Below are 20777 nucleotides of genomic sequence, written 5' to 3' on the forward strand. Positions count from 1 at the left end.
GATGGTGAATATCTTAACTGCATTTCTCGTTTGCCTATCTATTGGAATCTATGCGCAAGAACCCCAATTGCAGGGAGGGTTAAGTGTATTTCTAAAAGAGAATATCGTATATCCCCGTTACTCTTTACAAAATTGTATTCAAGGTACAGTAGACATTGGCTTTAAATTAAATAAAAAGGGAGAAGTGTACTACGCCACCATTACGAATGGGATAGGGACCGACCTGGATGATGAAGCGCTGCGGTTAATTAAATTAAGTAGTGGTAAATGGAATGTTCCTTTAGATCACGATACATCCACATTGGTGCTCGTTCCTATTAATTTTACGTTAAAGGGTTACGATTGCGAGCGAAAAGATAAGTATGCCATAGCAAAGGCCATTAGCGCATATAAAGTGGAGGCTGAACTAATAAATGTGATCGTTAATTTTTATCGAAATAAGCAAAAGGGCGTGTTTAACGCAGTCGAAGAATCAAAAATCTTAAAGCTTAGATCAGATTTAGGAATTGATGACGAATATTTAAATCGCCTACTTGCTAAACCCATTAACTAATTATGCGCTTTACGCTCCGCTCTCTTGTACTTCTAGATACGATCTCATTGCTGCTTTTAGGCTGGCAAATATGGGCATTTCTAACCAGTAATTTTCCCGAACAGCCTTCGCAAGAGGTACGCCACATGCTAATGGTACCAATGTTTATTCTTATTCTAATGGGTGCGATTGGATTATTTTTAGAAAAAAAATACGGATTTGTACTCTATTATATTCAATTTCCTTTTAGACTTTACTTGTGGGTTTTCTCTGTAGGTTTTATTACGCTGATACCCGAAGCCCTCGAAGTTTTTAATGATACACTATACGATATATTGTTTAAGGCGTGTTTTGTTGCGGAGGTTATCCGATTGTATTTAACGATAAAGATACATAGGGCGAAGTAATTTTTAAATCATGCTATATGCTTCCAAAGACAATCTCGAATCTTAAGAAGTAGGGATAATTCCACCCTTAAACTATAACCGTTAGTGCTTTAGGCATAATCTTCGCCACCACCCGATCTACCTTGCCAAGGTATTCGCCATCTACCTGAAAATGCACTTTATGTTTTGTTTTAATTTCCAATTCTGAAAGCTGATAGCTTTCAATCTTTTTCGGATTCCAAGGCAATTTGCTAATCCAAATCTTAATGATTTCCATAACAGCATATTCCTTCACAATAATCACTTCAAATAAACGATCATCTAGTTTGCCATCAGGATTTATCTCTAATCCTGTTCCATATTTAGTGGCGTTTGCTATGGCTACCATGGCCGCCTTTTGCTTAATGATCTTTCCATCAACCTTGAACGAAACATCCATTTTTCGGTGATTCCAAAATGCATGCCATGCTGCCTTAGCATACGTTTTCATCCCTCGTGTGGGTAAATCATCAAATTTTTTAACTAAATAGGCATTAAAACCAATATCAGATAAGTGAATGCACAGTTCTTTATTCACCATTACCGCATGAATTTTCTCGAGTTTACCCGCAGTGGTTAATTCAATCGCATCTTGCAATTCAAGAGGAATTCCCAACTCCTTTGCCATTCCATTTGCCGATCCTGCAGGTATAATTCCGAGGGGCATTTCTGTGTTTACTACACACTCGGCAACCATTTTTAAAGTGCCATCGCCACCAACAGCAATAATTCGATCTGCATTTGATTTTTTTATCGCGGCTTTTAATTTTTCGAGACTGCAATTGCTTGGCAATTCATAAATCTCGATATGTTCTTCTCTTTTCTTAAAAAAAGCAGTAATTTCTGTTGTATAATTAATTTCACCCTTGCCTGATCCAGGATTTACTACATAGAGCAACTTTAGCGTTTTAGATTTCATCCGTAAATAATTTATTGTTTTTGTCGGTCGGATGGAGCTCACCACGATTTAGATTCATTCACCGTATGTTTATAAGTATTTTAATTGTGTTCGGTTCACAACATACAAACAACAAGCGCCTAAATCTGTTTTAATTATATTATGGGTAATGCAAGCGTAAAAGTATATCATGGTTATGGACATACCCATAATTTAGTCGTGTATGGCCATGTTTTTAAATTCAAGGCAAAAACGGCGCAAATCTTCAGCAACAATCTCCTTGTAAACATCCTTCATCTTTTTAAACTTTTTGTAGTTAAACCTTATCCCTTTGCTAAAGTTCGACTCCATTTTTATACACAAATTATCGAACAAAAGGCAGAATACGATGGCTTCTTTAAATTTGAATGGAAAGCATTGAATGAGATAAAAGCAGGGTGGCACGATGTAAAAGTAGAGGCTTTTGAAGCTAATAATGAAGTAATAGCAACAGCAGAGGGAAAGATTTATGTTCCCCACATCACGCAATATGCGTTTATTTCTGATATAGACGATACGGTTATGGTATCTTATTCGGCCCGGTTCATTAAAAGGTTAAGAGAATTATTTATTAAAAACCCTAGAACCCGGAAAACCTTTGAATCGCTTAAAAATCATTATCAGTTATTGGCAAATGCACATACAAAAATAGACCAACCTAACCCATTCTTTTACGTATCGAGCAGCGAATGGAACCTATACGATTATTTAGTAGAAACCTTTCGATACAATGAATTGCCAGAAGGTACGTTCTTATTAAATCAATTAAAACGATGGAAGAATTTAATTAAAACAGGAAAAACCGGCCATGAAGGAAAACTATTAAGGGTAATGCGTATTATCGATGCCTTTCCGAATCAGAAGTTTGTTTTTTTTGGCGATAATTCTCAGCAAGACCCAGCCATTTATCAAACCATTGCCGAGAAGTATAGTAAAAATATAACGGCTATCTACATTAGAAATGTACGACCCGAAAAACAAGAAATAACGAAGAGCTTATTGGCTCAAATTGAAGAAAAAGGAATTTCTACCTGCTTATTTGAACACAGTGATGAAGCAATAGCACATTCAAAAAGAATTAAATTAATTGTGAGTTAAGTTTTATATTTATATCACCTAAAATCATTAATCATGAAGAACATATTTTTTGCATTATTATTCGTTGTCGGATTAAGTTCATGTGCTAAAGACCTCGATAAGGCTGTTAAAACCAACTCGAAATGGGTATTAATCGACTGGCCAGGTAAAACTATTCCTTCCAATGCTCAAGCCACGTTAAACCTAAGCGATGGCAACAAAATTGGTGGAAAATCATTTTGTAACACTTATGGGGGCAATGCTACTTTTAATGGTAATGCCTTACAATTTAGTCAAATCGTTGGCACAAAAATGTATTGCACCGAGGTTGCAGAGGCGGAAAATAAATTTCTAGACGACTTGCAAGCTGTAAATTCTGGAAATGTTGACGGTAATAAATTAACGTTGATGAAAGATGGTGTAGTGATGCTAGTATTCAATAAAACTAACTAATTGATTTCCCGAAAGGCGAAAAGGCTAAATTCATCAACTTAAAATGCTGCAAACCAAAGGGAATACCAATTATGGTGATGCAGAATAGTAAGCCAAACAAGAGGTGCGTGAGTACAATCCAGATTCCGCCGAATACGAGCCATATAATGTTCATAATCGTCGATAAACAACCAATATTTGATGACGTATCGGTTATTTTAACACCAAATGGAGCTAAACCTACAATGGCAAACTTAAAGCATTGAATTCCAAAGGGGATGCCAACAATGGTAAGGCATAACACTAAGCCCCCAAAAATGTATTGAAAGAAGATGAAGATTCCTCCGAAGATAATCCAGATAATATTTCCGATAAAACTCATACTTTTAAGACATCAACTGCTAAAAGTTGTTACAGTACACCATTCATGATTTTTAAACTGCTTGATGATTCTTTAATCTTCCCTAATCCTGCTTTGGCAGAAGATGATGGATTATTAGCCATTGGTGGAGATTTAAGCTCAGAACGCTTGCTTTTAGCCTATAAAAATGGTATTTTCCCGTGGTTTAGCGAAGGCGACCCCATCTTATGGTTTTCGCCACACGAGCGATGCGTTATTTTTCCGGGGCGGATTGCCATTAGCAAAAGCATGAATAAAATAATAAAACGCGGCGACTTTACGATTACCGAAAATCAAGCATTCGCCGATGTAATTTACAACTGTGCGAAAGCGCCAAGAGTGGGTCAAGATGGTACCTGGATAACCACCGAAATGACAGAAGCATATATATGCCTAAACGCAAAGGGCATTGCCAAAAGTATAGAAGTTTGGAAGGGAAATGAATTGGTTGGCGGACTTTATGGTGTTGAAATTGGATCTGTTTTCTGTGGTGAGAGCATGTTTAGCAAAGTAAGTAATGCCTCTAAATTAGCATTGATTTATTTAGCGCAAAAGGAAGGTATCCGATTAATCGATTGCCAGTTGCCGAATGGTCATTTAATGAGCATGGGAGCAGAAATGATCAGTAGAGAAGAGTATACTAAAATTCTGATGCAGGCCCATTAAAACAAAAAACTTAGCGATTTGTATTATGCGCCCAATCTCATAACTCACAATTAGTTCAGCAACTCCCTAATATCATCTTTACTTAACGATTTAAAGAAGCTTTCTTCTGTAGTAATCAGTGAATTAGCTAAAGACTTTTTACGGCGTTGTAAAGCCAGTATCTTTTCTTCTACAGTATCTTTCGAAATAAATTTGTAAATGAAAACCTTCTTGTCTTGACCAATTCGGTGCGTTCTATCAATAGCCTGTTGCTCAACTGCAGGGTTCCACCATGGATCTAAGATAAAGACATAATCGGCTTGAGTTAGATTTAAACCAACTCCGCCAGCTTTAATAGAAATTAGAAATACTTTTAAATCTTTGTTTTCTTGAAATTCGGCTACAATCTCACCTCGGTTCTTTGTTCCTCCATCTAAATAGGCAAAAGGAATGCCTTCTTTTTCTAAGCAGGTTCTAAAGATGTTCAGGTGCTTTACAAATTGTGAAAAAATAAGCACTTTATGCCCACCTTTTAATACATTATCTAAGGTATGCATCACGTTTTCGAACTTGCCCGAATCAGAAGTATACGCTTCATCGATCATTACAGGGTGATTGGCCAATTGTCTCAATGCTGTTAAACCTTGCAATAATTGCACTTGTTTTTTTGCATAGGTTCCGTTATCCATGCTGCTTAACAAATCGTTTCTATAGGCCGATTTGGTTTTTTCGTAATAGGCAGCCTGATCTTCGCTCATATCACAATAGAAAATATGTTCTGTTTTAGGGGGTAGCTCGGCAGCAACCTGTTCTTTGGTACGGCGCAATACAAAGGGCTTAATAATGGCCTGTAATTTTCGCGCTTTTTCTTCGTCTTTTCGTTTTTCTATGGCCTGCACATATTCTTCGTTAAAGAAAGATTGTGTACCCAATAAACCAGGATTCAAGAATGTAAGTTGAGTCCACAAATCGCCTACCGAATTCTCAACAGGCGTACCACTCAATACTAATTTATGCCTCGACTTTAGCATGCGCACCGCCTTGAACGATTTAGAAGAAGGGTTTTTTATGTTCTGACTTTCATCTAATATGATATAATTAAAGTAAAAATGGCTAATCTCTTCTACATCAACTCTTGTAATACCATAAGTGGTAATTATCAGGTCGTATTTAGCAAAAAGACTCACATCTTTATTTCTAAACGTGCCAGTATGCGCATGGATTTTAAGCTTTGGTGTAAACTTTTTTGCTTCATTTAACCAGTTATAAATGAGCGATGTTGGCATAATAATGAGCGAAGTGCTATGCGTTCCATTTTGCTCATCTTCTTCCTTTAGTTTTTGCAGCATCGCCAAGGTTTGAATGGTTTTACCCAAGCCCATATCGTCAGCCAAGCAACCGCCAAAATTGTATTCGCGCAAAAAACTAAACCAATTGTATCCGGCCTTTTGATAGTGTCTTAAATCGCCCTTGAAATTAACAGGCATGTTGGTGTCGGCAATGTGTTCGAAATCGTTTAAACGCTGCAGTTTTCTGTCCAATGTAACATTGGCTAAGCTATCTTCTGCCAAATCATTAATTAAGCCAATATGGTGCTTTTTAAGTTTAAGTCCCTTGTTCCCATCTGCCAGGCTAAATAAGCTACTATATTGTGTAAACCATTTTTCGGGAATAATAGCAATATCTCCATCGGGCAACATAAATTCTCTTTTTTTATGGAGTATATGTTGTTTTAAGGATATAAATGGAATGGGGTGAATTCCGAAATAGACAATGCCATTAATATCAAACCAATCATTATCTTCTTTAATTTCGAAATCAATTTTATTTGTTCCAAATACAAAACGCTTACCTGAACTTGCTTGCTCGATCTCGAAGCCATTTTCTTGGAGAAGTTCGATATGTTCATTCACCCAAGTAATAATGGCATACGATGGATTATCATTCTCAGTTAAATTGGGCAGTTCTAAATGATGAAATATGGCACTTATTTTCTTTAAACCCAAACTTAATAGGAAACCAAATTTTTGTTTCTCCCACTCGCTATTGCGCTTAATTCGAGTAAATGTATAATTGTCGTCTTCCTTGCTTAAACGAACCGTAACTTTATGTTCGTTGCCCATAGCGAAAGCATAAGCGCCATATTTAAAATAAAGCTGAATTTGTGAGATACCACCGTCTACATAAATTACTTTCAGAACGGATGTGGGGTCGTGCTTTTCAGTTTTAATTTCGAAGCCCTCGGCGTATACATGATATTTTTCAATCAGCGGACCTACAAATTTTTCGAAGTAGGCATCTTCCGTTGCTCTGGGGATGGTGATGTAACGCTTGTTTAAGAAAGGCATTAGTTTTTTGCCTTCAATATCTTGTTCAAAGAAGTAGAGTACATCGTTCAATAAAAGCCAGGCGGGCTGATTACAAACTACCTGTGCATCTTTAAACATAAAATCGATACGCAGGCCTTGATACTTTATGGTTGGGAAATACCTCGTTTCGGTTTCACCTCTTCTGAAATGAAAAAGTACCGTTGCAGGTTCAGTAGCTAAATCGATTTTACGCTCTGCGGGCCAACCATCTTTGTCCATTAAATACAGTCCATCCTTAATTTTCAGCGTTTCTAGCACTTCAGCAAGTTTTTTTTCAATTTTAGGACGAACAGTATCATAAAATTTCTCGTCGTAAAACTTACTGAAGAACTCAAACGGACGAATCGCCTTTTTATGGTATTTCTTAATGATGTAATCTTGCTCAGTTTCGTCCAGGATTTTAATTAATTTAAAATCGACCTCGGATAAGTGTTTAGCAAATTCTTTAGCTGTATGCGTAAATAAACGTTGGTAGGTTAACGAAAAATCGCCCTGTGGATTTAGCTGAACAATGTGCGGTTCGATTAAATAACCCAAAAACTCATGCTTACATAAGGAATATACAATTCTGCAGGGACCGGAACTATTTACGCGTAACATTGGTTAAAGGCTAAAAGAAAGAAAAGGTAAGCAGCTAAAAAATTCTAAACTTACATCAAAAAGTTGTGTATTCAAACTGTATGTAAACTTTTGTAAGATTTATTTTTTACGGCTCATTCCAAAATGTTTTACCGTGTATTTTAATGAGGCGGATAAATAGGCGGTTGAAGCGGTGTTAATTTTTCTCTTCCCGTTCGTCGAAGAAATACAGCCGTTCGTCTATGGTTACCTGCTCATGGTCTAAAAGCCTGAAAGTCAGTGCAACCTTTTGCCTCTATTGTCGTCTTATTTACGAAACCTGCCAAAAGGAACGGCAGGCAAAACATAAAAACAAAATATTTAAAATATAAAAGACATGAAAACTTCTATCAAATCATTAATCGCAGCAGTTTTAACAACAGTAGTGTTAACTAGTTCTGCATTTGCTTCAACAGATGAGCAAAAAAACACAAACACAGTTACCATTTTAAACCAAGTAAAAAACATCAACAAATTAGTAGTTAGCGGAAACGTTGAGGTATTCATTATTCAAGCCCCAACAGAAAGTGTAAAAGTATACGATAGCTACTATTCAAAAAATGCATTAGTGCAACAAGAACAAGGAGTTTTAAGAATTAGCTCTTTCGAAAAAGAGACGTTAAAAGTTGCGATTTATGTGAACAACCTTTCGTCTATCCAAGCTTCGGATAACGCTTCAGTAAAAACTTTTGGTAAAGTTAGTTTCTTAAGCTTAGACGTGCTGTTAAAAGATAAAGCTTCTGCTGCTATCAATGCGAGCACAATTAGCTTGTTTACTTCGGTAAAAGATAGCGCAAGCTTAACTTTAAGCGGTACTACCGAAGATCATACAGCGGTTTTAGGATCAGTTGCTAAAATGAGCATGAACCAATTTGCAGCAGTAAGTTCTTCAGTAAGCAGCATTGCTAATCCGGTTATTGCAAAAAAACAACCTGTTAAACAAACGTTAGAGAGCTTATCATCAATGAGCATTTCCGAAATTGGAAAATAACAAACCCAACATATTAGTGAGAGCTCCCGATTTTCATCGGGAGCTCTCTTTTTTAGCGCATCAGATGAAAAAGCTTTTAAATTATAAATCAAACTTAATTCCTTGCGCCAAAGGCAAAGTGTTTGCATAATTAATCGTATTCGTTTGCCTCCGCATGTAGGCTCTCCAGGCATCTGATCCGCTTTCTCTGCCGCCACCTGTTTCTTTTTCACCACCAAAAGCGCCCCCAATTTCGGCACCTGATGTACCAATATTCACATTGGCAATGCCACAATCTGAACCTTGTGTAGATAAGAATAATTCGGCTTCTCTTAAATTCAAGGTCATAATAGCTGATGATAATCCTTGTGGAACGGCATTTTGCAGTGCAATTGCTTCTTCGAGTGTGCTGTATTTGATAAGATATAAAATAGGGGCAAAGGTTTCGTGCTGCACAATTTTAAAATCGTTTTTAACTTCTGCAATACACGGTCTTACGTAACAACCTGAAGTGTAATTTTCGCCTTCTAACACTTCTCCCTCTACTACAAAATTGCCGCCTTCTGCTTTGCATTTTGCTATCGAATCTAAATAGTTTCCTACGGCATCGGTATCAATCAGCGGACCCACATGGTTATGTTGATCTAATGGGTCGCCAATGCGTAATTGTCCGTAGGCTTTTACCAATTTTGCCACAAAAGTATCGTAGACACTTTCGTGGATAATTAATCGACGTGTAGTGGTACAGCGTTGTCCGGCAGTACCAACTGCGCCAAATACAGCCCCTATGATGGACATATCTAAATCTGCATCTTTCGAAATAATGATGGCATTGTTTCCACCTAGTTCTAACAAACTTCTGCCTAAACGTGCACCAACTGCAGCACCCACCGCTTTCCCCATTCGGGTAGAACCCGTTGCAGAAACCAATGGAATACGAGTATCATGACTTAAAAGCTCGCCAATTTCGCGATCGCCAATGATCAAATTCGAAACACCTTCTGGAACCTCATTCGCTGCTAAAACTTTTTCAATAATATGTTGGCAAGCAATTGCTGTTAAAGGTGTTTTCTCTGATGGTTTCCAAATGCAAACATTACCGCATACCCATGCTAAAGCGGTATTCCAGGCCCAAACTGCCACCGGAAAATTAAAGGCAGAGATGATGCCCACAATACCAAGTGGGTGCCATTGCTCGTACATTCTATGATTTGGCCGTTCGCTATGCATCGTTAAACCGTATAGCTGGCGCGACAAACCCACTGCAAAATCGCATATATCTATCATTTCTTGCACTTCGCCAAATCCTTCTTGCAAACTTTTACCCATCTCGTAAGAGACCAAAGTACCTAGCGCTTCTTTATTAGCACGTAAAGCCTCGCCAAACTGACGAACCATTTCGCCTCTTTTAGGTGCAGGTACTGTACGCCATGCTAAAAAAGCTTTTTGTGCCGTTTCTACAACTAAATCATAGTCTTTTTTAGAAGCTGTATAGGCTGAAGCAATTCTTTGCCCATCTACTGGAGAACTACTTTCAATTTGTTTTTCGCTTCCCGTAGTGCCCCAATTTGCACCTGTACTGTAGGCAGGATTCATCGCTTCAATCCCTAACTGCTCTAGTATAGCTTTTATATCTGTTTTCATCTGTTTATAATTTTGTTTTTAGTGGTCAGATGTTCCTTACCATGATTAAATAATCATACCCTTGTGTGTTTAATAATTCTTTAATCATGGTCGGTTCATATGTAGATTATATTGTTGTTATTTTTCATATGGAATACGCCATGTATCTTCATTTGTGTTTGTGCGTTTCGGCACATGGCTATTTCATACGTTGATGTTTAAATCTATAGGTACAAAGCAACAAAAAATTAAGGAGCTTTACCAATAATACATCATCGAATGAGTTTGGCATGTTGTCTATACTCATCCGAGAACGATTTCTTACAACTCAATTACACTTATCTTTCCTTCGCGTATCAATGATATAAATAATCTTCCAACCTTCTTCACTCTTAAAAAGCTGAAACGAATTTACACCACAATGGCTAAACCTATCACCAATATAGAATTTATAATCAGTCCACACGCTCGCAAGGTTTCCATCAATTAACACTTTGGTAAACACAATACGCTCATCGTATTTTTGGGGATGTGGAGCAGCAATACTTTTAATAAATCCATCTACACTTTCTGATCGCACCGATGCTTTACCTTCTTTGCTCATGGCAATGGTTTGCATGATGCTTTTTGAGGTAAAAACCTTTCTAATTATGATGGTGTCCGAAGTCCGCATGCCATCGAACAAGGCATTTATAGTTGCTTTAACTGCGTTTTCTTCAGCAAGAGCTGATTGAGCATTTACCTGGCCGATGCCCGTACAAAAAATAATAAATAAGATGAATAGCTGTTTCATGACTTGAATTTTACTGATTTAAGATTAAATATATGTTATTTTGCAAATAGTTGATAAGAACTTTATTATTAATGAATTAACAGATAAGATGTGTGGATGTGGAAAATTTTTCCATACAAGCGGCTATAGAAAAACGTAAACTTATATTGTATTTATTAATTAATTGGAGATGTTCTTTAAATACTTGAGAAATGGAAGAAGAATTTGAATTTGATTTTAGTAAAGATGCACAAAACTCGATTGAACGTTACGAAGAAATGATTCGTAATCAAGATCAATATTTCTTTGATGCACAAGCATTTGAGTACATAATTGATAATTACATCGATAAAAACGACCCTGTTAAAGCCTTACAGGTGGTAGAGTATGCGTTAAGTCAGCATCCCTACGCTGCAATTTTTTTAATCAAGCAAGCGCAATTGCTGTTGTTTACCGATCAGGTTGATAGCGCTTTTGCGGCCTTAGAAAAGGCAGAAATGTTAGAAGCTTCTGAAGCCGATATTTATGTGCTTCGGGGAAACATTTATCATAATTTAGAACGACATGCCGAGGCACTCGAAAATTTTGAAAAGGCATTAACACTTGCCGAAACTACCGACGAGATTTTATTACAAATGGCCTATGTGTATCAAAACATGCACGATTATGAGAGCGCGATTGTTTACATCAAGCGCAGCTTAGAGCAAAACATGGAGAATAAAGACGGTTTGTACGAGTTGGCTTTTTGTTATGATATTTTAGATAAACAAGAAGAAAGTATTCAATTTTATCAAGAATATATTGATAACGATCCCTATTCGTATGCTGCGTGGTATAATTTGGCGAATTCGTTCCATAAAATGGATTTATTTGAGAAAGCAATCGATGCTTATGATTATGCCATTTTGATTAAGGAAAACTTCGCATCAGCCTATTATAACAAAGGAAATGCATTGGTACAGCTCGATAAATATGCGGAAGCGATAGAAGTTTACAAACAAACTTTTGAGTACGAGCAGCCAAATGCAGATACCTATTGTGCAATTGGAGAGTGCTACGAAAAGCTTGAGCAAATGGACGAAGCCCGTTCTTACTACAAGAAATCGGTCAAAATGGATTCTAAAATGGCCGATGCTTGGTTTGGAATTGGGGTAACCTTAAATTTTGAAGAGCGCTTCTTCGAATCGCTTCATTTTTATAAAAAGGCTTTAGAATTGGACGCAGAAAATCCTGATTTTTGGTTCGCTATAGCAGATGCCTATTATAAACTAGGGCAAATTGAGCAGTCGGTAGAGGCTTACTACAAGGTTTTAGAGTATAATCCGCTCGATGTTGAAGCCTGGCTCGATTTTTCGACGGTATTGTACGAACAAGGCAAATTGATAGAGGCTTCAGAAACGATAGCCGATGCGATTAAGAATAATCCTGATGCTGCAGAGCTATATTACCGAATGGTGGCTTATCTTTTCGCACTTGGCGAAGGCAAGGATGCTATAACTTATTTAGAAACGGCGCTTACTACTGACCCCGAGAAGCATTATATTTTATTCGAATATCTGCCTCAATTGCAAGACAATGGGTTAATTATCGATGTCATTAACAAATATATTAAATAGAATATTTTAAAAAATAGCAGAGTTTTATAACCTTTGCAGGATATATGAAGCCCATAGGGTTAACACAAACAAATGAATTATAAATTAAATAATATTCCAGAGCGCCCAGTTAAGCCCCGTCAAAGCGGTTTAACAATGGTAATGGATAAAGGGTTAAGTCTGAGACAGGTTGAAGATTTTATAGAAATTGCTGGCGTACATACAGATATCGTAAAATTAGGTTGGGCTACTTCGTATGTAACCCCCAATTTAAAAGAGAAATTGGCACTTTATCGCAGTGCAGGAATACCTACCTATTTTGGGGGAACATTATTTGAAGCTTTTGCTATTCGTAACCAGTTCGACGATTATAGAAGGGTGTTAGACGAGTTTGGGATGGAGTATGCCGAAGTATCTGATGGATCGATGGATATTGATCACGATGTAAAATGCGAGTTTATTAATACGTTATCTAAGCAAGTTACTGTAATTTCTGAAGTTGGTTCAAAAGATGCCGCCAAGATATTTGCACCCTATAAATGGATTGCTTTAATGAAAGCAGAAATTGAAGCGGGTTCGTGGAAAGTAATTGCCGAGGCTCGTGAAGGTGGCAACGTAGGAATTTACCGTGGTACCGGAGAAGTAAGAGAAGGGTTGGTTGATGAGATTTTAACCCAAATACCTGAAGATACAATTATCTGGGAAGCTCCACAAAAAGAACAACAAGTATGGTTTATTAAACTAATAGGCACAAATGTGAACTTAGGAAATATAGCTCCATCAGAAGTTATTCCCTTAGAAACCATTCGCTTAGGGCTAAGAGGCGATACGTTTGATTATTTTTTGAAAGGGAAAAAATTTGGTGAATAGGTAATAGAAAATAAACAAGATACAATAATTGCCTAATAAAGCAAAATGCATGTTAAGAACCTTCGGTTTAATCGGTTACCCCTTATCTCATTCCTTTTCTAAAAAGTTCTTTTCAGAGAAGTTTGAGAAAGAAAAGATTGCAGGTTGCACGTATGAGTTGTTTCCGGTTGAAAACGCCGAGTCTATTTTAGGCTTAATTAATGAAAATCCATCGCTTTGCGGATTAAACGTAACGATCCCACACAAATTAGCAGTAATTCCTTTTATTGATGAACTGGATGATGCAGCCGCTAAAATTGGAGCGGTGAACTGTATTCGTGTTCATCAAAGTGATTCAGGAATTTCACTAAAGGGCTATAATACCGATGCGTATGGTTTTGCAGAATCACTAAAACCCTCACTAGAGAAACATCATCAAAAGGCCTTAGTATTTGGTGATGGTGGAGCGTCAAAAGCAGTTAAATATGTGTTAAACCAATTCGGTATTCCTTATCAGGTTGTATCAAGAAAGCAAACCTCAAATACGCTACAGTATAATGAGCTAACAGAAGACATATTAAACGAATATAAACTATTGATTAATACGACGCCACTTGGTATGTCGCCAAATCTAGAAACTTATCCACCCATACCTTACCAATACCTTAACCACCTGCATTTGGCTTACGACTTGGTATATAACCCTGACGAAACTGTATTTTTAACCAAAGCAAAAGAGCAAGGGGCTAAAATTAAGAACGGACTAGAAATGTTATATCTTCAGGCAGAGCGTTCTTGGGAGATATGGAATACATAGTATGAAAAAATTAGGCTTGTTTTTACTGATACTTGCCATTGGCTGTACAGATGGAAAGGTAGATACACCTAAACCAAAAGGTTATTTCCGTCTTAAATTTCCGGCAAAAAAATATATACCGTACAATTCAGATGCCCCATTTACGTTCGAGTACCCCACCTATGCAAAAATGGTAAAAGATACCGAAAGAAATGCACAGCCGTATTGGAACAACTTAGACTTTCCTCAATTTAATGGTCGATTACACCTTACCTATCATGGTGTATTTTCAGCAGAAAACTACAACAAAATGACCGAGGCAGCTAGAACTCTTGCCATGAAACATACTGTCAAAGCAAGTGCTATTGATCAACGGATCATTAATTATCCTGATAAGAAAGTTTACGGTATTTATTACGAAATTCAGGGAAACACCGCTTCAGCAGTGCAATTCTTTTTAACCGATAGTTCAAAACATTATTTTAGGGGAGCGCTTTATTTTAACGAAGCTCCAAAATATGATTCCATTCAGCCAATTATAAAATTTATAAAAAAAGATATCGATAGGATGATAGAAACGTTTAAGTGGAAGAAATGATTGGCTAATATGTAAATTAGCTAACAAGCGTATTAATTAGCAAGATGATCAACATAAAAAAATTTACATTTAACCCTTACCAAGAAAACACCTACGTATTGTACGATGAAAGTGGTGCTTGCGTGATTATCGACCCTGGAATGTACACTGGTGCCGAACAAAACGAACTTGTATCCTTTATTAAAGCACAAAATCTAAAGCCCGAACGGTTATTAAATACCCATTGTCATATCGATCATGTACTCGGGAATAAGTTTGTATTCGATAATTGGGGTTTGAAACCAGAATTCCATAAGGGCGAACTTTATATTTTACAAGCGGTTGCAGGTTATGCACCTCAAATGGGAATGCATTATGAGCTTTCTCCAGAACCCGAATTTTTTCTGCCTGAAACTGGGACGATTAATTTTGGCAATAGCATGCTGAGTTTAATTTTCGCTCCAGGTCACTCTCCAGCACATCTATGTTTTTATGCCCAAGCAGAAAATTTTTTAATTGGGGGTGATGTTTTGTTTTATCGTAGCATAGGTAGAACCGATTTGCCAGGTGGCAATCACCAACAATTAATCGATAGCATTGAGAATACGGTTTTTCAACTGCCAAACGATTGCGAAGTTTTTCCTGGGCATGGGCCATCTACAACAATTGGGTTTGAAAAAATGAATAACCCATTTTTAATTAGTTAATTAGCAAATTTACTAATTATCTTTGAGCGTGAATACAGCCCTATACATCGCCAGAAGATATCTTTTGGCAAAAAAATCGACTAATGCCATTAATATTATTTCGGCAATTTCGGTATTGGGTGTTTTTGTAGGCACCACCGCATTAATTATTATCCTATCGGTTTTTAATGGGTTCGAGAATGTTGTCTTAAAAATGATCAACACTGTTACGCCACAATTGCTTATTACACCTGCAAAAGGAAAAACCTTTGATCCTAATACGGTCTATTTTCAGCAGCTAAAAGCAAACAAAAGCATCTATTCTTATACCGAAGTTTTATCGGAGAACGCATTAGTTTTGTTTAAGGATAAACAAACGCCAGCCCTAGTAAAAGGCGTAAGCAACGATTTTCTGAAGAATGGTAGTTTGGATAGCATTACAGTAGAAGGTCAATTTGTTCTGCAGAATGCTGCGGGTCCGAATGCCATTATTGGGTCCGCTTTGCAGGCGTACTTAAATGTTAATCCCAGTGACCCCTTTGATAAATTACAGATTTATTCTCCAAAAAAAGGATTAAAAGCACCCTCAATTAATCCTATGGATGATTTTACAACACTAGCTATTTCTGCAGCAGGTGTTTTCGAAGTACAGCAAGATGTTGATAATACAGCTATTGTACCTTTGTCTTTTGCCAGAGAATTATTTGGGGAAGAAAATAAAATTTCATCTATCGAAATTAATTTAAACGCGAACGAGGATGCTGCCAGTTTAAAGGAGACGATTGAAGCTGCTTTGGGCGATGCTTTTGTAGTAAAGAATAGAGTTGAGCAAAATCAGGCTTTATATAATGTGCTGAGTTCGGAGAAATGGATGGTGTATATCATTCTCACTTTTATTGTGATTATTGCTATATTTAACATCATTGGTTCATTAACCATGTTGGTGATCGAAAAATTGAAAGACATTTCTATTTTGAATAGCTTAGGTGCTGGCAAAAAGCTAATTAAACGAATTTTTTTGGTTGAGGGGATGATGATTACCCTATCTGGTTGTATATTGGGCCTGGTTGTTGGTTTTGTTTTTTGCGTGCTACAACAACAATATGGCTTCGCAAAAATGGGTGAGGCCACCATACTTGCCACAAATGCCTATCCAATCGGATTAAAATGGAGTGATTTTGCGTTAGTATTTGTAACCGTTAGTGTTTTTTCTTTAATTGCTTCAACTTTAGCAGCAAGTTTAAGCGTTAAGAGAATAGATAAATTAAATCAAGACCTATAATGATGTTTAAAAAACAAAATTTATTTCTCTTTGTCCTATTTCTCTTTGGAGCAGCTTGTACAAATGATAAAAAAGAAACCAAAGAAGAAACAAGAATTCTAATCGCAAAAGGTTTGTATAGTTTTGGTCCAGAAGTAAAAACTTTTACACGCTGTGAAGATGGAAAGGAATATTGGGTTGCTGATAGTGCAAAAACTTTAGAGTTAGCCTATCACAATTTGGGCTTCGAAAAACCTTATTTGCCAGTTTATATTGAGGCAGAATATCATTTTATTAAATCCGACACGTTTGCTGCCTCCGCGCATTACGATTCGACAATGGTGGTTACCAAATTACTTAAAATTAGCAAGGAAATACCAAAAGGGCCTTGTTCGCCTTAGGAGATTTAGGACTGAACATAAATGCTTTCTGTAGACACTGGAATAATTCCTTTTTCTTTTGCCATGCTAAATAGCTTGTCGATCGCATTTCTACCCTCCTCACCCAAATCAATCGAGTATTGGTTCACATATAATTCAATGTGCTTGTACATTACTGCCTCTTCCATTTCTTGTGCATGTTCACGAATAAATTCAATTCCAGATTTTGGATTAGCAAAGGCAAATTCTACAGATTTACGGATCAATCGTTCTACTTTCTGCTGTAAGCTTACATCGATGTTTCGGTTAATTACAATTCCGCCCAAAGGGATGGCACAGCCTGTTAATTGTTCCCAATAATTTCCTAAATCTAAAATTTTCACTAAACCTTTTTCTTCATAGGTAAACCGATTTTCGTGAATGATTAACCCGAGATCAATTTGATCTAAAAGTAAAGCATTTTCGATTGCACTAAATATAATTTCCTCTTTATGAATTAGCTGAGGATAAGCTATGCCTAATAAGAAGTTAGCGGTGGTGTATTTGCCTGGAATTCCAGTTTTCAATTTAATTTTATCATCCTGAGCCTGTCCAAGCAACGTATTCATGCGCGCTTGATTTTCTGCCTTGCAGATTAGTAAAGGGCCAACACCAAACCCTAATGCGCTACCTGAACTTAATAAGGCATATTTGTCTATTACATGTGCAAAAGCATTAAAACTAAGCTTAGTAATGGCCAATTCGCCATGCATCGCTTTTTGATTTAACGTTTCTACATCGTGATAAGAAACCTCGAACGATAAACCTTCTGTGTCTATTTTGTGATGGACTAAGGCATCAAAAATAAATGTATCATTGGGGCAGGGCGAAAAACCTAAGCTAAGCTTCATGCTGTAAATTTAGTATTAAGATATGTGATTAACCATTCGTTTAAGTTTTTTATAGCCAATCCAACTTTCCAGCTTTCCCTATTTCTTTGCTCAATATAATTAGAGATGCTCCTAATTTGTACGGCAGGGATATTCAGTTGCTCACAGGCATAAAAAACGGCTGCACCTTCCATACTTTCTGTGCTAACAGGTAGCCGTTCGAGAAGTTGCTTAATTCGATCAGCATTACCATGAACGGTATTAACAGTAATGCCTTTTACTACCATTATATTCGTAATTAAATTATTTTCTGTAGTAAGATTTGAAAGATGTACGCTTTTGCCAAAGCCAAGTTCATCAATAGGTATAAAATGATGACCATCTTCGGCACCAAATTCTGAAAAAGTATCTTCTGTAATGTTAACCAAGCTCCCAAGCTCAATTTCTTTGTTGAAACTTCCGGCAATGCCAACATTTAAAACAAAACCATAAGAATCGTTTAGCCGTTGGCCCAGCGCAAATGCAGTTGCCGTTATGCCCACCCCTGTAATCAGCACATCGTAAGATGGCTGTTCAACAAAGTTAGCCTTTGGCCATCCAAAATGCGAAAACGTTGGTAAAAGTTCTTCGTATGTGGCGGCAACAACTAAAGTTTTTTGGTTTGTTGGTTTGTTGGTTTGTTCGGTCATACGTTCAATAGTTCATTAGTCATTTTCTTTGTGCCAAAGCTTCCCTGCTCCAGATAGTCTACGCTTATGCGCTAATGCCAACACCCTCAGCAAATTTAGCAATAAAACAATAACCCCCCAACCAAATAGCGAAAAACCAGTAACCAATTAAAACCATTCCGTATATTTGCTCATAATTCTATAATCATGATTTATATTACGCGCCGCGAAAGCTTTAATGCTGCACATAAATTATCTAGGAACGATTGGAGCCAAGATAAAAATACAGAAGTATATGGTAAATGTGCCAATCCAAATTGGCATGGTCATAACTACAACCTTTACGTTACAGTTAAAGGCGAAATTAATCCAGAAACAGGTTTTTTGGTTGATTTGAAGTGGCTTAAACAAATTATTAATGCTAATGTAATTGATAAAGTTGATCATAAAAATCTAAACCTTGATGTCGATTTTATGAAAGATAAATTAGCATCGACAGAGAATTTAGCCATTGCCATTTGGGACATTCTATATCCCCTTATCTATGAAAGTGGTGCCCAATTGCACAGCATTAAACTGTACGAAACTGAAAATAATTTTGTAGAATATTTGGGTTAAATTTAAATTGAATGAACAACGATATACATGAATATGATGATGAATTTTTGGGATACCAAAAAATAGACCGTTACGATGAAAAGAAAATCGAATCGGTAGCTATTCATTATAAAGATATTTTAAGCCAGCTTGGTGAAAATCCAGAGCGCGAAGGCTTGCTTAAAACACCAGAACGAGTAGCAAAGGCATTGCAATACCTTACGCATGGCTACGACATCCATCCCGAAGAAATTCTTCGTTCGGCGATGTTCAAGGAAGAGTATAGTCAAATGGTGGTGGTTAAAGATATTGAAGTGTTTTCCATGTGCGAGCACCATATGTTACCTTTTTTTGGCAAAGCACATATTGCTTATATTCCCAACGGACATATTGTAGGCTTAAGTAAAATACCCAGGGTAGTTGATGCTTTTGCCCGGAGGTTGCAGGTTCAAGAGCGTTTAACGAACGAAATTAGAGATTGCATTCAAAATACCCTACAACCTGCTGGGGTTGCAGTAGTAATGGAATGTAAGCATTTATGTATGGCCATGCGCGGTATACAAAAGCAAAATTCTGTAACCACAACCTCGGCTTTTACAGGTGGATTTTTAAGCAACGACAAAACCAGGGCGGAATTTTTAAGATTAATTACGGCAGATTTACATTAATTAGTAAAAATCGTCATCTCGAGTGAGTGAAACGGCGAGAGAACTATCGAAAGATATCTCCTCGCTACGCTGCGTTCGATATGACGAAATTGAGCAAGAATCATACAACTAACAAACCAAACAACGAACAAACTAAAAACCAAATGAAAGCATATATATTTCCAGGGCAAGGTGCTCAATTCTCAGGAATGGGCAAAGACCTATATGAAAATCCGTTAGCAAAGGAATTATTTGAAAAGGCAAATGATATCATTGGTTTCCGCATCAGCGACGTGATGTTTAATGGCACCGACGAAGAGCTTAAGCAAACCAATGTAACTCAACCTGCCATATTTTTACACTCGGTTATCTTAGCTAAGGTTTTAGGTAACGATTTTAAACCAGAAATGGTAGCAGGGCACTCTTTAGGTGAATTTTCGGCCTTGGTTGCAGCAAATGCCTTAAGTTTCGAAGATGGATTGAAATTGGTAATTTCTAGAGCCAATGCGATGCAAAAGGCCTGCGAATTGCAACCGTCTACAATGGCGGCTATTTTGGGGCTTGCAGACAATGTGGTAGAAGAAATATGCGCGAGTATCGAACATGTTGTAGTACCAGCGAATTACAATTGTCCAGGACAGCTTGTTATTTCTGGTAGCATTGAGGGAATAGACGAAGCCTGCGAAAAACTTACTGCTGCTGGGGCAAAACGTGCTTTGAAGCTAAATGTAGGTGGAGCCTTTCATTCACCATTAATGGAACCAGCAAAAATCGAATTGCAGGAAGCAATAGAAAACACGACTATTCTAACCCCTATTTGCCCAATTTACCAAAATGTAAATGCAAAGCCCACTACAGATCCGGCTACCATAAAGCAGAATTTAATTGCTCAATTAACAGGTGCGGTTAGGTGGACACAAACGGCAACAAACATGATTGCCGACGGTGGAACTGAATTTGTGGAAGTTGGACCAGGTAGCGTATTACAAGGACTTGTTAGAAAAGTAAGTAGAGAAGTACAAACAAGTAGCGCCGAGGTTTAGTAACAGATT

23 protein-coding genes are annotated in these 20777 nt (G+C 37.2%); 16 read left to right on the plus strand and 7 right to left on the minus strand.

The genetic code is table 11. The annotated features are described in order from the left end of the window. Position 1 precedes the first annotated feature (1 nt). On the plus strand, positions 2–553 hold the full coding sequence (locus tag WG904_RS06495; protein WP_339578480.1) for an energy transducer TonB: 552 nt from the start codon (positions 2–4) through the stop codon (positions 551–553). Positions 554–555: 2 nt separating this feature from the next. Beyond that, positions 556–939, plus strand: a complete 384-nt coding sequence (locus tag WG904_RS06500) for a hypothetical protein (protein WP_339578481.1) — start codon at positions 556–558, stop codon at positions 937–939. 67 nt (positions 940–1006) lie between these two features. On the opposite strand, the gene WG904_RS06505 is transcribed toward WG904_RS06500, so the two are convergent. Further along, positions 1007–1876 (minus strand): diacylglycerol/lipid kinase family protein, encoded by an 870-nt coding sequence (locus WG904_RS06505; protein WP_339578482.1) that lies wholly within the window; start codon positions 1874–1876, stop codon positions 1007–1009. A gap of 141 nt (positions 1877–2017) precedes the next feature. Here WG904_RS06505 and WG904_RS06510 point away from each other — a divergent pair, with 141 nt between their 5' ends. Together WG904_RS06510 and WG904_RS06515 are read left to right on the plus strand one after the other, a co-directional pair. Beyond that, positions 2018–2992, plus strand: a complete 975-nt coding sequence (locus WG904_RS06510; protein WP_339578483.1) for an App1 family protein phosphatidate phosphatase — start codon at positions 2018–2020, stop codon at positions 2990–2992. A gap of 33 nt (positions 2993–3025) precedes the next feature. After that, positions 3026–3424 (plus strand): META domain-containing protein, encoded by a 399-nt coding sequence (locus WG904_RS06515; protein WP_339578484.1) that lies wholly within the window; start codon positions 3026–3028, stop codon positions 3422–3424. On the opposite strand, the gene WG904_RS06520 is transcribed toward WG904_RS06515, so the two are convergent. Then, the gene (locus WG904_RS06520; protein ID WP_339578485.1) at positions 3417–3785 is read right to left on the minus strand and encodes a YccF domain-containing protein; all 369 of its coding nucleotides are present in this window, start codon (positions 3783–3785) and stop codon (positions 3417–3419) included. The two genes, WG904_RS06515 and WG904_RS06520, sit on opposite strands and share 8 nt — an antisense overlap. Positions 3786–3830: 45 nt before the next feature. Between WG904_RS06520 and aat the strand changes: the two genes are divergently transcribed. Further along, positions 3831–4469: a leucyl/phenylalanyl-tRNA--protein transferase gene (aat, locus tag WG904_RS06525; protein ID WP_339578486.1), complete on the plus strand. Its 639-nt coding sequence runs from the start codon at positions 3831–3833 to the stop codon at positions 4467–4469. A 50-nt stretch (positions 4470–4519) separates the two neighbouring features. Here aat and WG904_RS06530 read toward each other — a convergent pair whose 3' ends face one another. Then, complete coding sequence (locus WG904_RS06530) at positions 4520–7417, minus strand: DEAD/DEAH box helicase (RefSeq protein ID WP_339578487.1); 2898 nt, start codon at positions 7415–7417, stop codon at positions 4520–4522. Positions 7418–7772: 355 nt separating this feature from the next. Here WG904_RS06530 and WG904_RS06535 point away from each other — a divergent pair, with 355 nt between their 5' ends. Continuing rightward, positions 7773–8426, plus strand: coding sequence for a GIN domain-containing protein (locus tag WG904_RS06535; protein ID WP_339578488.1), 654 nt, complete (start codon positions 7773–7775; stop codon positions 8424–8426). Between the two features lie 81 nt (positions 8427–8507). On the opposite strand, the gene amaB is transcribed toward WG904_RS06535, so the two are convergent. Both amaB and WG904_RS06545 read right to left on the minus strand, forming a co-directional pair. Next, the gene (gene amaB / locus WG904_RS06540) at positions 8508–10049 is read right to left on the minus strand and encodes an L-piperidine-6-carboxylate dehydrogenase (RefSeq protein ID WP_339578489.1); all 1542 of its coding nucleotides are present in this window, start codon (positions 10047–10049) and stop codon (positions 8508–8510) included. Positions 10050–10356: 307 nt separating this feature from the next. Beyond that, positions 10357–10821 (minus strand): nuclear transport factor 2 family protein, encoded by a 465-nt coding sequence (locus tag WG904_RS06545; RefSeq protein ID WP_339578490.1) that lies wholly within the window; start codon positions 10819–10821, stop codon positions 10357–10359. A 191-nt stretch (positions 10822–11012) separates the two neighbouring features. Between WG904_RS06545 and WG904_RS06550 the strand changes: the two genes are divergently transcribed. The 7 genes from WG904_RS06550 to WG904_RS06580 all read left to right on the plus strand — a co-directional run bounded on the left by WG904_RS06550 (position 11013) and on the right by WG904_RS06580 (position 16965). After that, complete coding sequence (locus WG904_RS06550) at positions 11013–12416, plus strand: tetratricopeptide repeat protein (protein ID WP_339578491.1); 1404 nt, start codon at positions 11013–11015, stop codon at positions 12414–12416. A gap of 72 nt (positions 12417–12488) precedes the next feature. Next, positions 12489–13265, plus strand: coding sequence for a phosphosulfolactate synthase (locus tag WG904_RS06555; RefSeq protein WP_339578492.1), 777 nt, complete (start codon positions 12489–12491; stop codon positions 13263–13265). A gap of 49 nt (positions 13266–13314) precedes the next feature. Beyond that, positions 13315–14061 carry a shikimate dehydrogenase family protein gene (locus WG904_RS06560; protein ID WP_339578493.1) on the plus strand — a complete coding sequence of 249 codons (747 nt, stop codon included), beginning with the start codon at positions 13315–13317 and terminating at the stop codon, positions 14059–14061. 1 nt (position 14062) lies between these two features. Then, positions 14063–14638: a gliding motility lipoprotein GldD gene (gene gldD, locus WG904_RS06565; RefSeq protein ID WP_339578494.1), complete on the plus strand. Its 576-nt coding sequence runs from the start codon at positions 14063–14065 to the stop codon at positions 14636–14638. A gap of 44 nt (positions 14639–14682) precedes the next feature. After that, positions 14683–15324: an MBL fold metallo-hydrolase gene (locus WG904_RS06570; protein WP_339578495.1), complete on the plus strand. Its 642-nt coding sequence runs from the start codon at positions 14683–14685 to the stop codon at positions 15322–15324. Positions 15325–15352: 28 nt separating this feature from the next. Then, a complete protein-coding gene (locus WG904_RS06575) occupies positions 15353–16585 on the plus strand; it encodes an ABC transporter permease (RefSeq protein WP_339578496.1) in 1233 nt (410 codons plus the stop codon). Then, positions 16585–16965, plus strand: a complete 381-nt coding sequence (locus WG904_RS06580) for a hypothetical protein (protein ID WP_339578497.1) — start codon at positions 16585–16587, stop codon at positions 16963–16965. The genes WG904_RS06575 and WG904_RS06580 overlap by 1 nt, the downstream gene beginning before the upstream one ends. Before the next feature lie 5 nt (positions 16966–16970). On the opposite strand, the gene WG904_RS06585 is transcribed toward WG904_RS06580, so the two are convergent. Beyond that, entirely contained in the window at positions 16971–17834 is an 864-nt protein-coding gene (locus WG904_RS06585) for a menaquinone biosynthesis family protein (protein ID WP_339578498.1), read from the minus strand. After that, positions 17831–18502, minus strand: a complete 672-nt coding sequence (mqnB, locus tag WG904_RS06590) for a futalosine hydrolase (protein WP_339578499.1) — start codon at positions 18500–18502, stop codon at positions 17831–17833. Before mqnB ends, WG904_RS06585 begins: the two co-directional genes overlap by 4 nt. Positions 18503–18688: 186 nt before the next feature. Between mqnB and WG904_RS06595 the strand changes: the two genes are divergently transcribed. The 3 genes from WG904_RS06595 to fabD all read left to right on the plus strand — a co-directional run bounded on the left by WG904_RS06595 (position 18689) and on the right by fabD (position 20768). After that, positions 18689–19099: a 6-pyruvoyl trahydropterin synthase family protein gene (locus tag WG904_RS06595; protein WP_339578500.1), complete on the plus strand. Its 411-nt coding sequence runs from the start codon at positions 18689–18691 to the stop codon at positions 19097–19099. Positions 19100–19110: 11 nt separating this feature from the next. After that, positions 19111–19746: a GTP cyclohydrolase I FolE gene (folE, locus tag WG904_RS06600; protein WP_339578501.1), complete on the plus strand. Its 636-nt coding sequence runs from the start codon at positions 19111–19113 to the stop codon at positions 19744–19746. 143 nt (positions 19747–19889) lie between these two features. Next, complete coding sequence (fabD, locus tag WG904_RS06605) at positions 19890–20768, plus strand: ACP S-malonyltransferase (protein ID WP_339578502.1); 879 nt, start codon at positions 19890–19892, stop codon at positions 20766–20768. The last annotated feature ends 9 nt before the right edge of the window (positions 20769–20777 follow it).

The organism is Pedobacter anseongensis (assembly GCF_037482965.1).
Lineage (GTDB): Bacteria > Bacteroidota > Bacteroidia > Sphingobacteriales > Sphingobacteriaceae > Pedobacter > Pedobacter anseongensis.

Excerpts from the sequence above, each read along its gene's own strand:
- WG904_RS06495 (WP_339578480.1), top strand. The coding sequence starts at position 2 with ATGGTGAATATCTTAACTGCATTTCTCGTTTGCCTATCTATTGGAATC.
- WG904_RS06500 (WP_339578481.1), top strand. The coding sequence starts at position 556 with ATGCGCTTTACGCTCCGCTCTCTTGTACTTCTAGATACGATCTCATTG.
- WG904_RS06505 (WP_339578482.1), bottom strand. The coding sequence starts at position 1,876 with ATGAAATCTAAAACGCTAAAGTTGCTCTATGTAGTAAATCCTGGATCA.
- WG904_RS06510 (WP_339578483.1), top strand. The coding sequence starts at position 2,018 with ATGGGTAATGCAAGCGTAAAAGTATATCATGGTTATGGACATACCCAT.
- WG904_RS06515 (WP_339578484.1), top strand. The coding sequence starts at position 3,026 with ATGAAGAACATATTTTTTGCATTATTATTCGTTGTCGGATTAAGTTCA.
- WG904_RS06520 (WP_339578485.1), bottom strand. The coding sequence starts at position 3,785 with ATGAGTTTTATCGGAAATATTATCTGGATTATCTTCGGAGGAATCTTC.
- aat (WP_339578486.1), top strand. The coding sequence starts at position 3,831 with ATGATTTTTAAACTGCTTGATGATTCTTTAATCTTCCCTAATCCTGCT.
- WG904_RS06530 (WP_339578487.1), bottom strand. The coding sequence starts at position 7,417 with ATGTTACGCGTAAATAGTTCCGGTCCCTGCAGAATTGTATATTCCTTA.
- WG904_RS06535 (WP_339578488.1), top strand. The coding sequence starts at position 7,773 with ATGAAAACTTCTATCAAATCATTAATCGCAGCAGTTTTAACAACAGTA.
- amaB (WP_339578489.1), bottom strand. The coding sequence starts at position 10,049 with ATGAAAACAGATATAAAAGCTATACTAGAGCAGTTAGGGATTGAAGCG.
- WG904_RS06545 (WP_339578490.1), bottom strand. The coding sequence starts at position 10,821 with ATGAAACAGCTATTCATCTTATTTATTATTTTTTGTACGGGCATCGGC.
- WG904_RS06550 (WP_339578491.1), top strand. The coding sequence starts at position 11,013 with ATGGAAGAAGAATTTGAATTTGATTTTAGTAAAGATGCACAAAACTCG.
- WG904_RS06555 (WP_339578492.1), top strand. The coding sequence starts at position 12,489 with ATGAATTATAAATTAAATAATATTCCAGAGCGCCCAGTTAAGCCCCGT.
- WG904_RS06560 (WP_339578493.1), top strand. The coding sequence starts at position 13,315 with ATGTTAAGAACCTTCGGTTTAATCGGTTACCCCTTATCTCATTCCTTT.
- gldD (WP_339578494.1), top strand. The coding sequence starts at position 14,063 with ATGAAAAAATTAGGCTTGTTTTTACTGATACTTGCCATTGGCTGTACA.
- WG904_RS06570 (WP_339578495.1), top strand. The coding sequence starts at position 14,683 with ATGATCAACATAAAAAAATTTACATTTAACCCTTACCAAGAAAACACC.
- WG904_RS06580 (WP_339578497.1), top strand. The coding sequence starts at position 16,585 with ATGATGTTTAAAAAACAAAATTTATTTCTCTTTGTCCTATTTCTCTTT.
- WG904_RS06585 (WP_339578498.1), bottom strand. The coding sequence starts at position 17,834 with ATGAAGCTTAGCTTAGGTTTTTCGCCCTGCCCCAATGATACATTTATT.
- mqnB (WP_339578499.1), bottom strand. The coding sequence starts at position 18,502 with ATGACCGAACAAACCAACAAACCAACAAACCAAAAAACTTTAGTTGTT.
- WG904_RS06595 (WP_339578500.1), top strand. The coding sequence starts at position 18,689 with ATGATTTATATTACGCGCCGCGAAAGCTTTAATGCTGCACATAAATTA.
- folE (WP_339578501.1), top strand. The coding sequence starts at position 19,111 with ATGAACAACGATATACATGAATATGATGATGAATTTTTGGGATACCAA.
- fabD (WP_339578502.1), top strand. The coding sequence starts at position 19,890 with ATGAAAGCATATATATTTCCAGGGCAAGGTGCTCAATTCTCAGGAATG.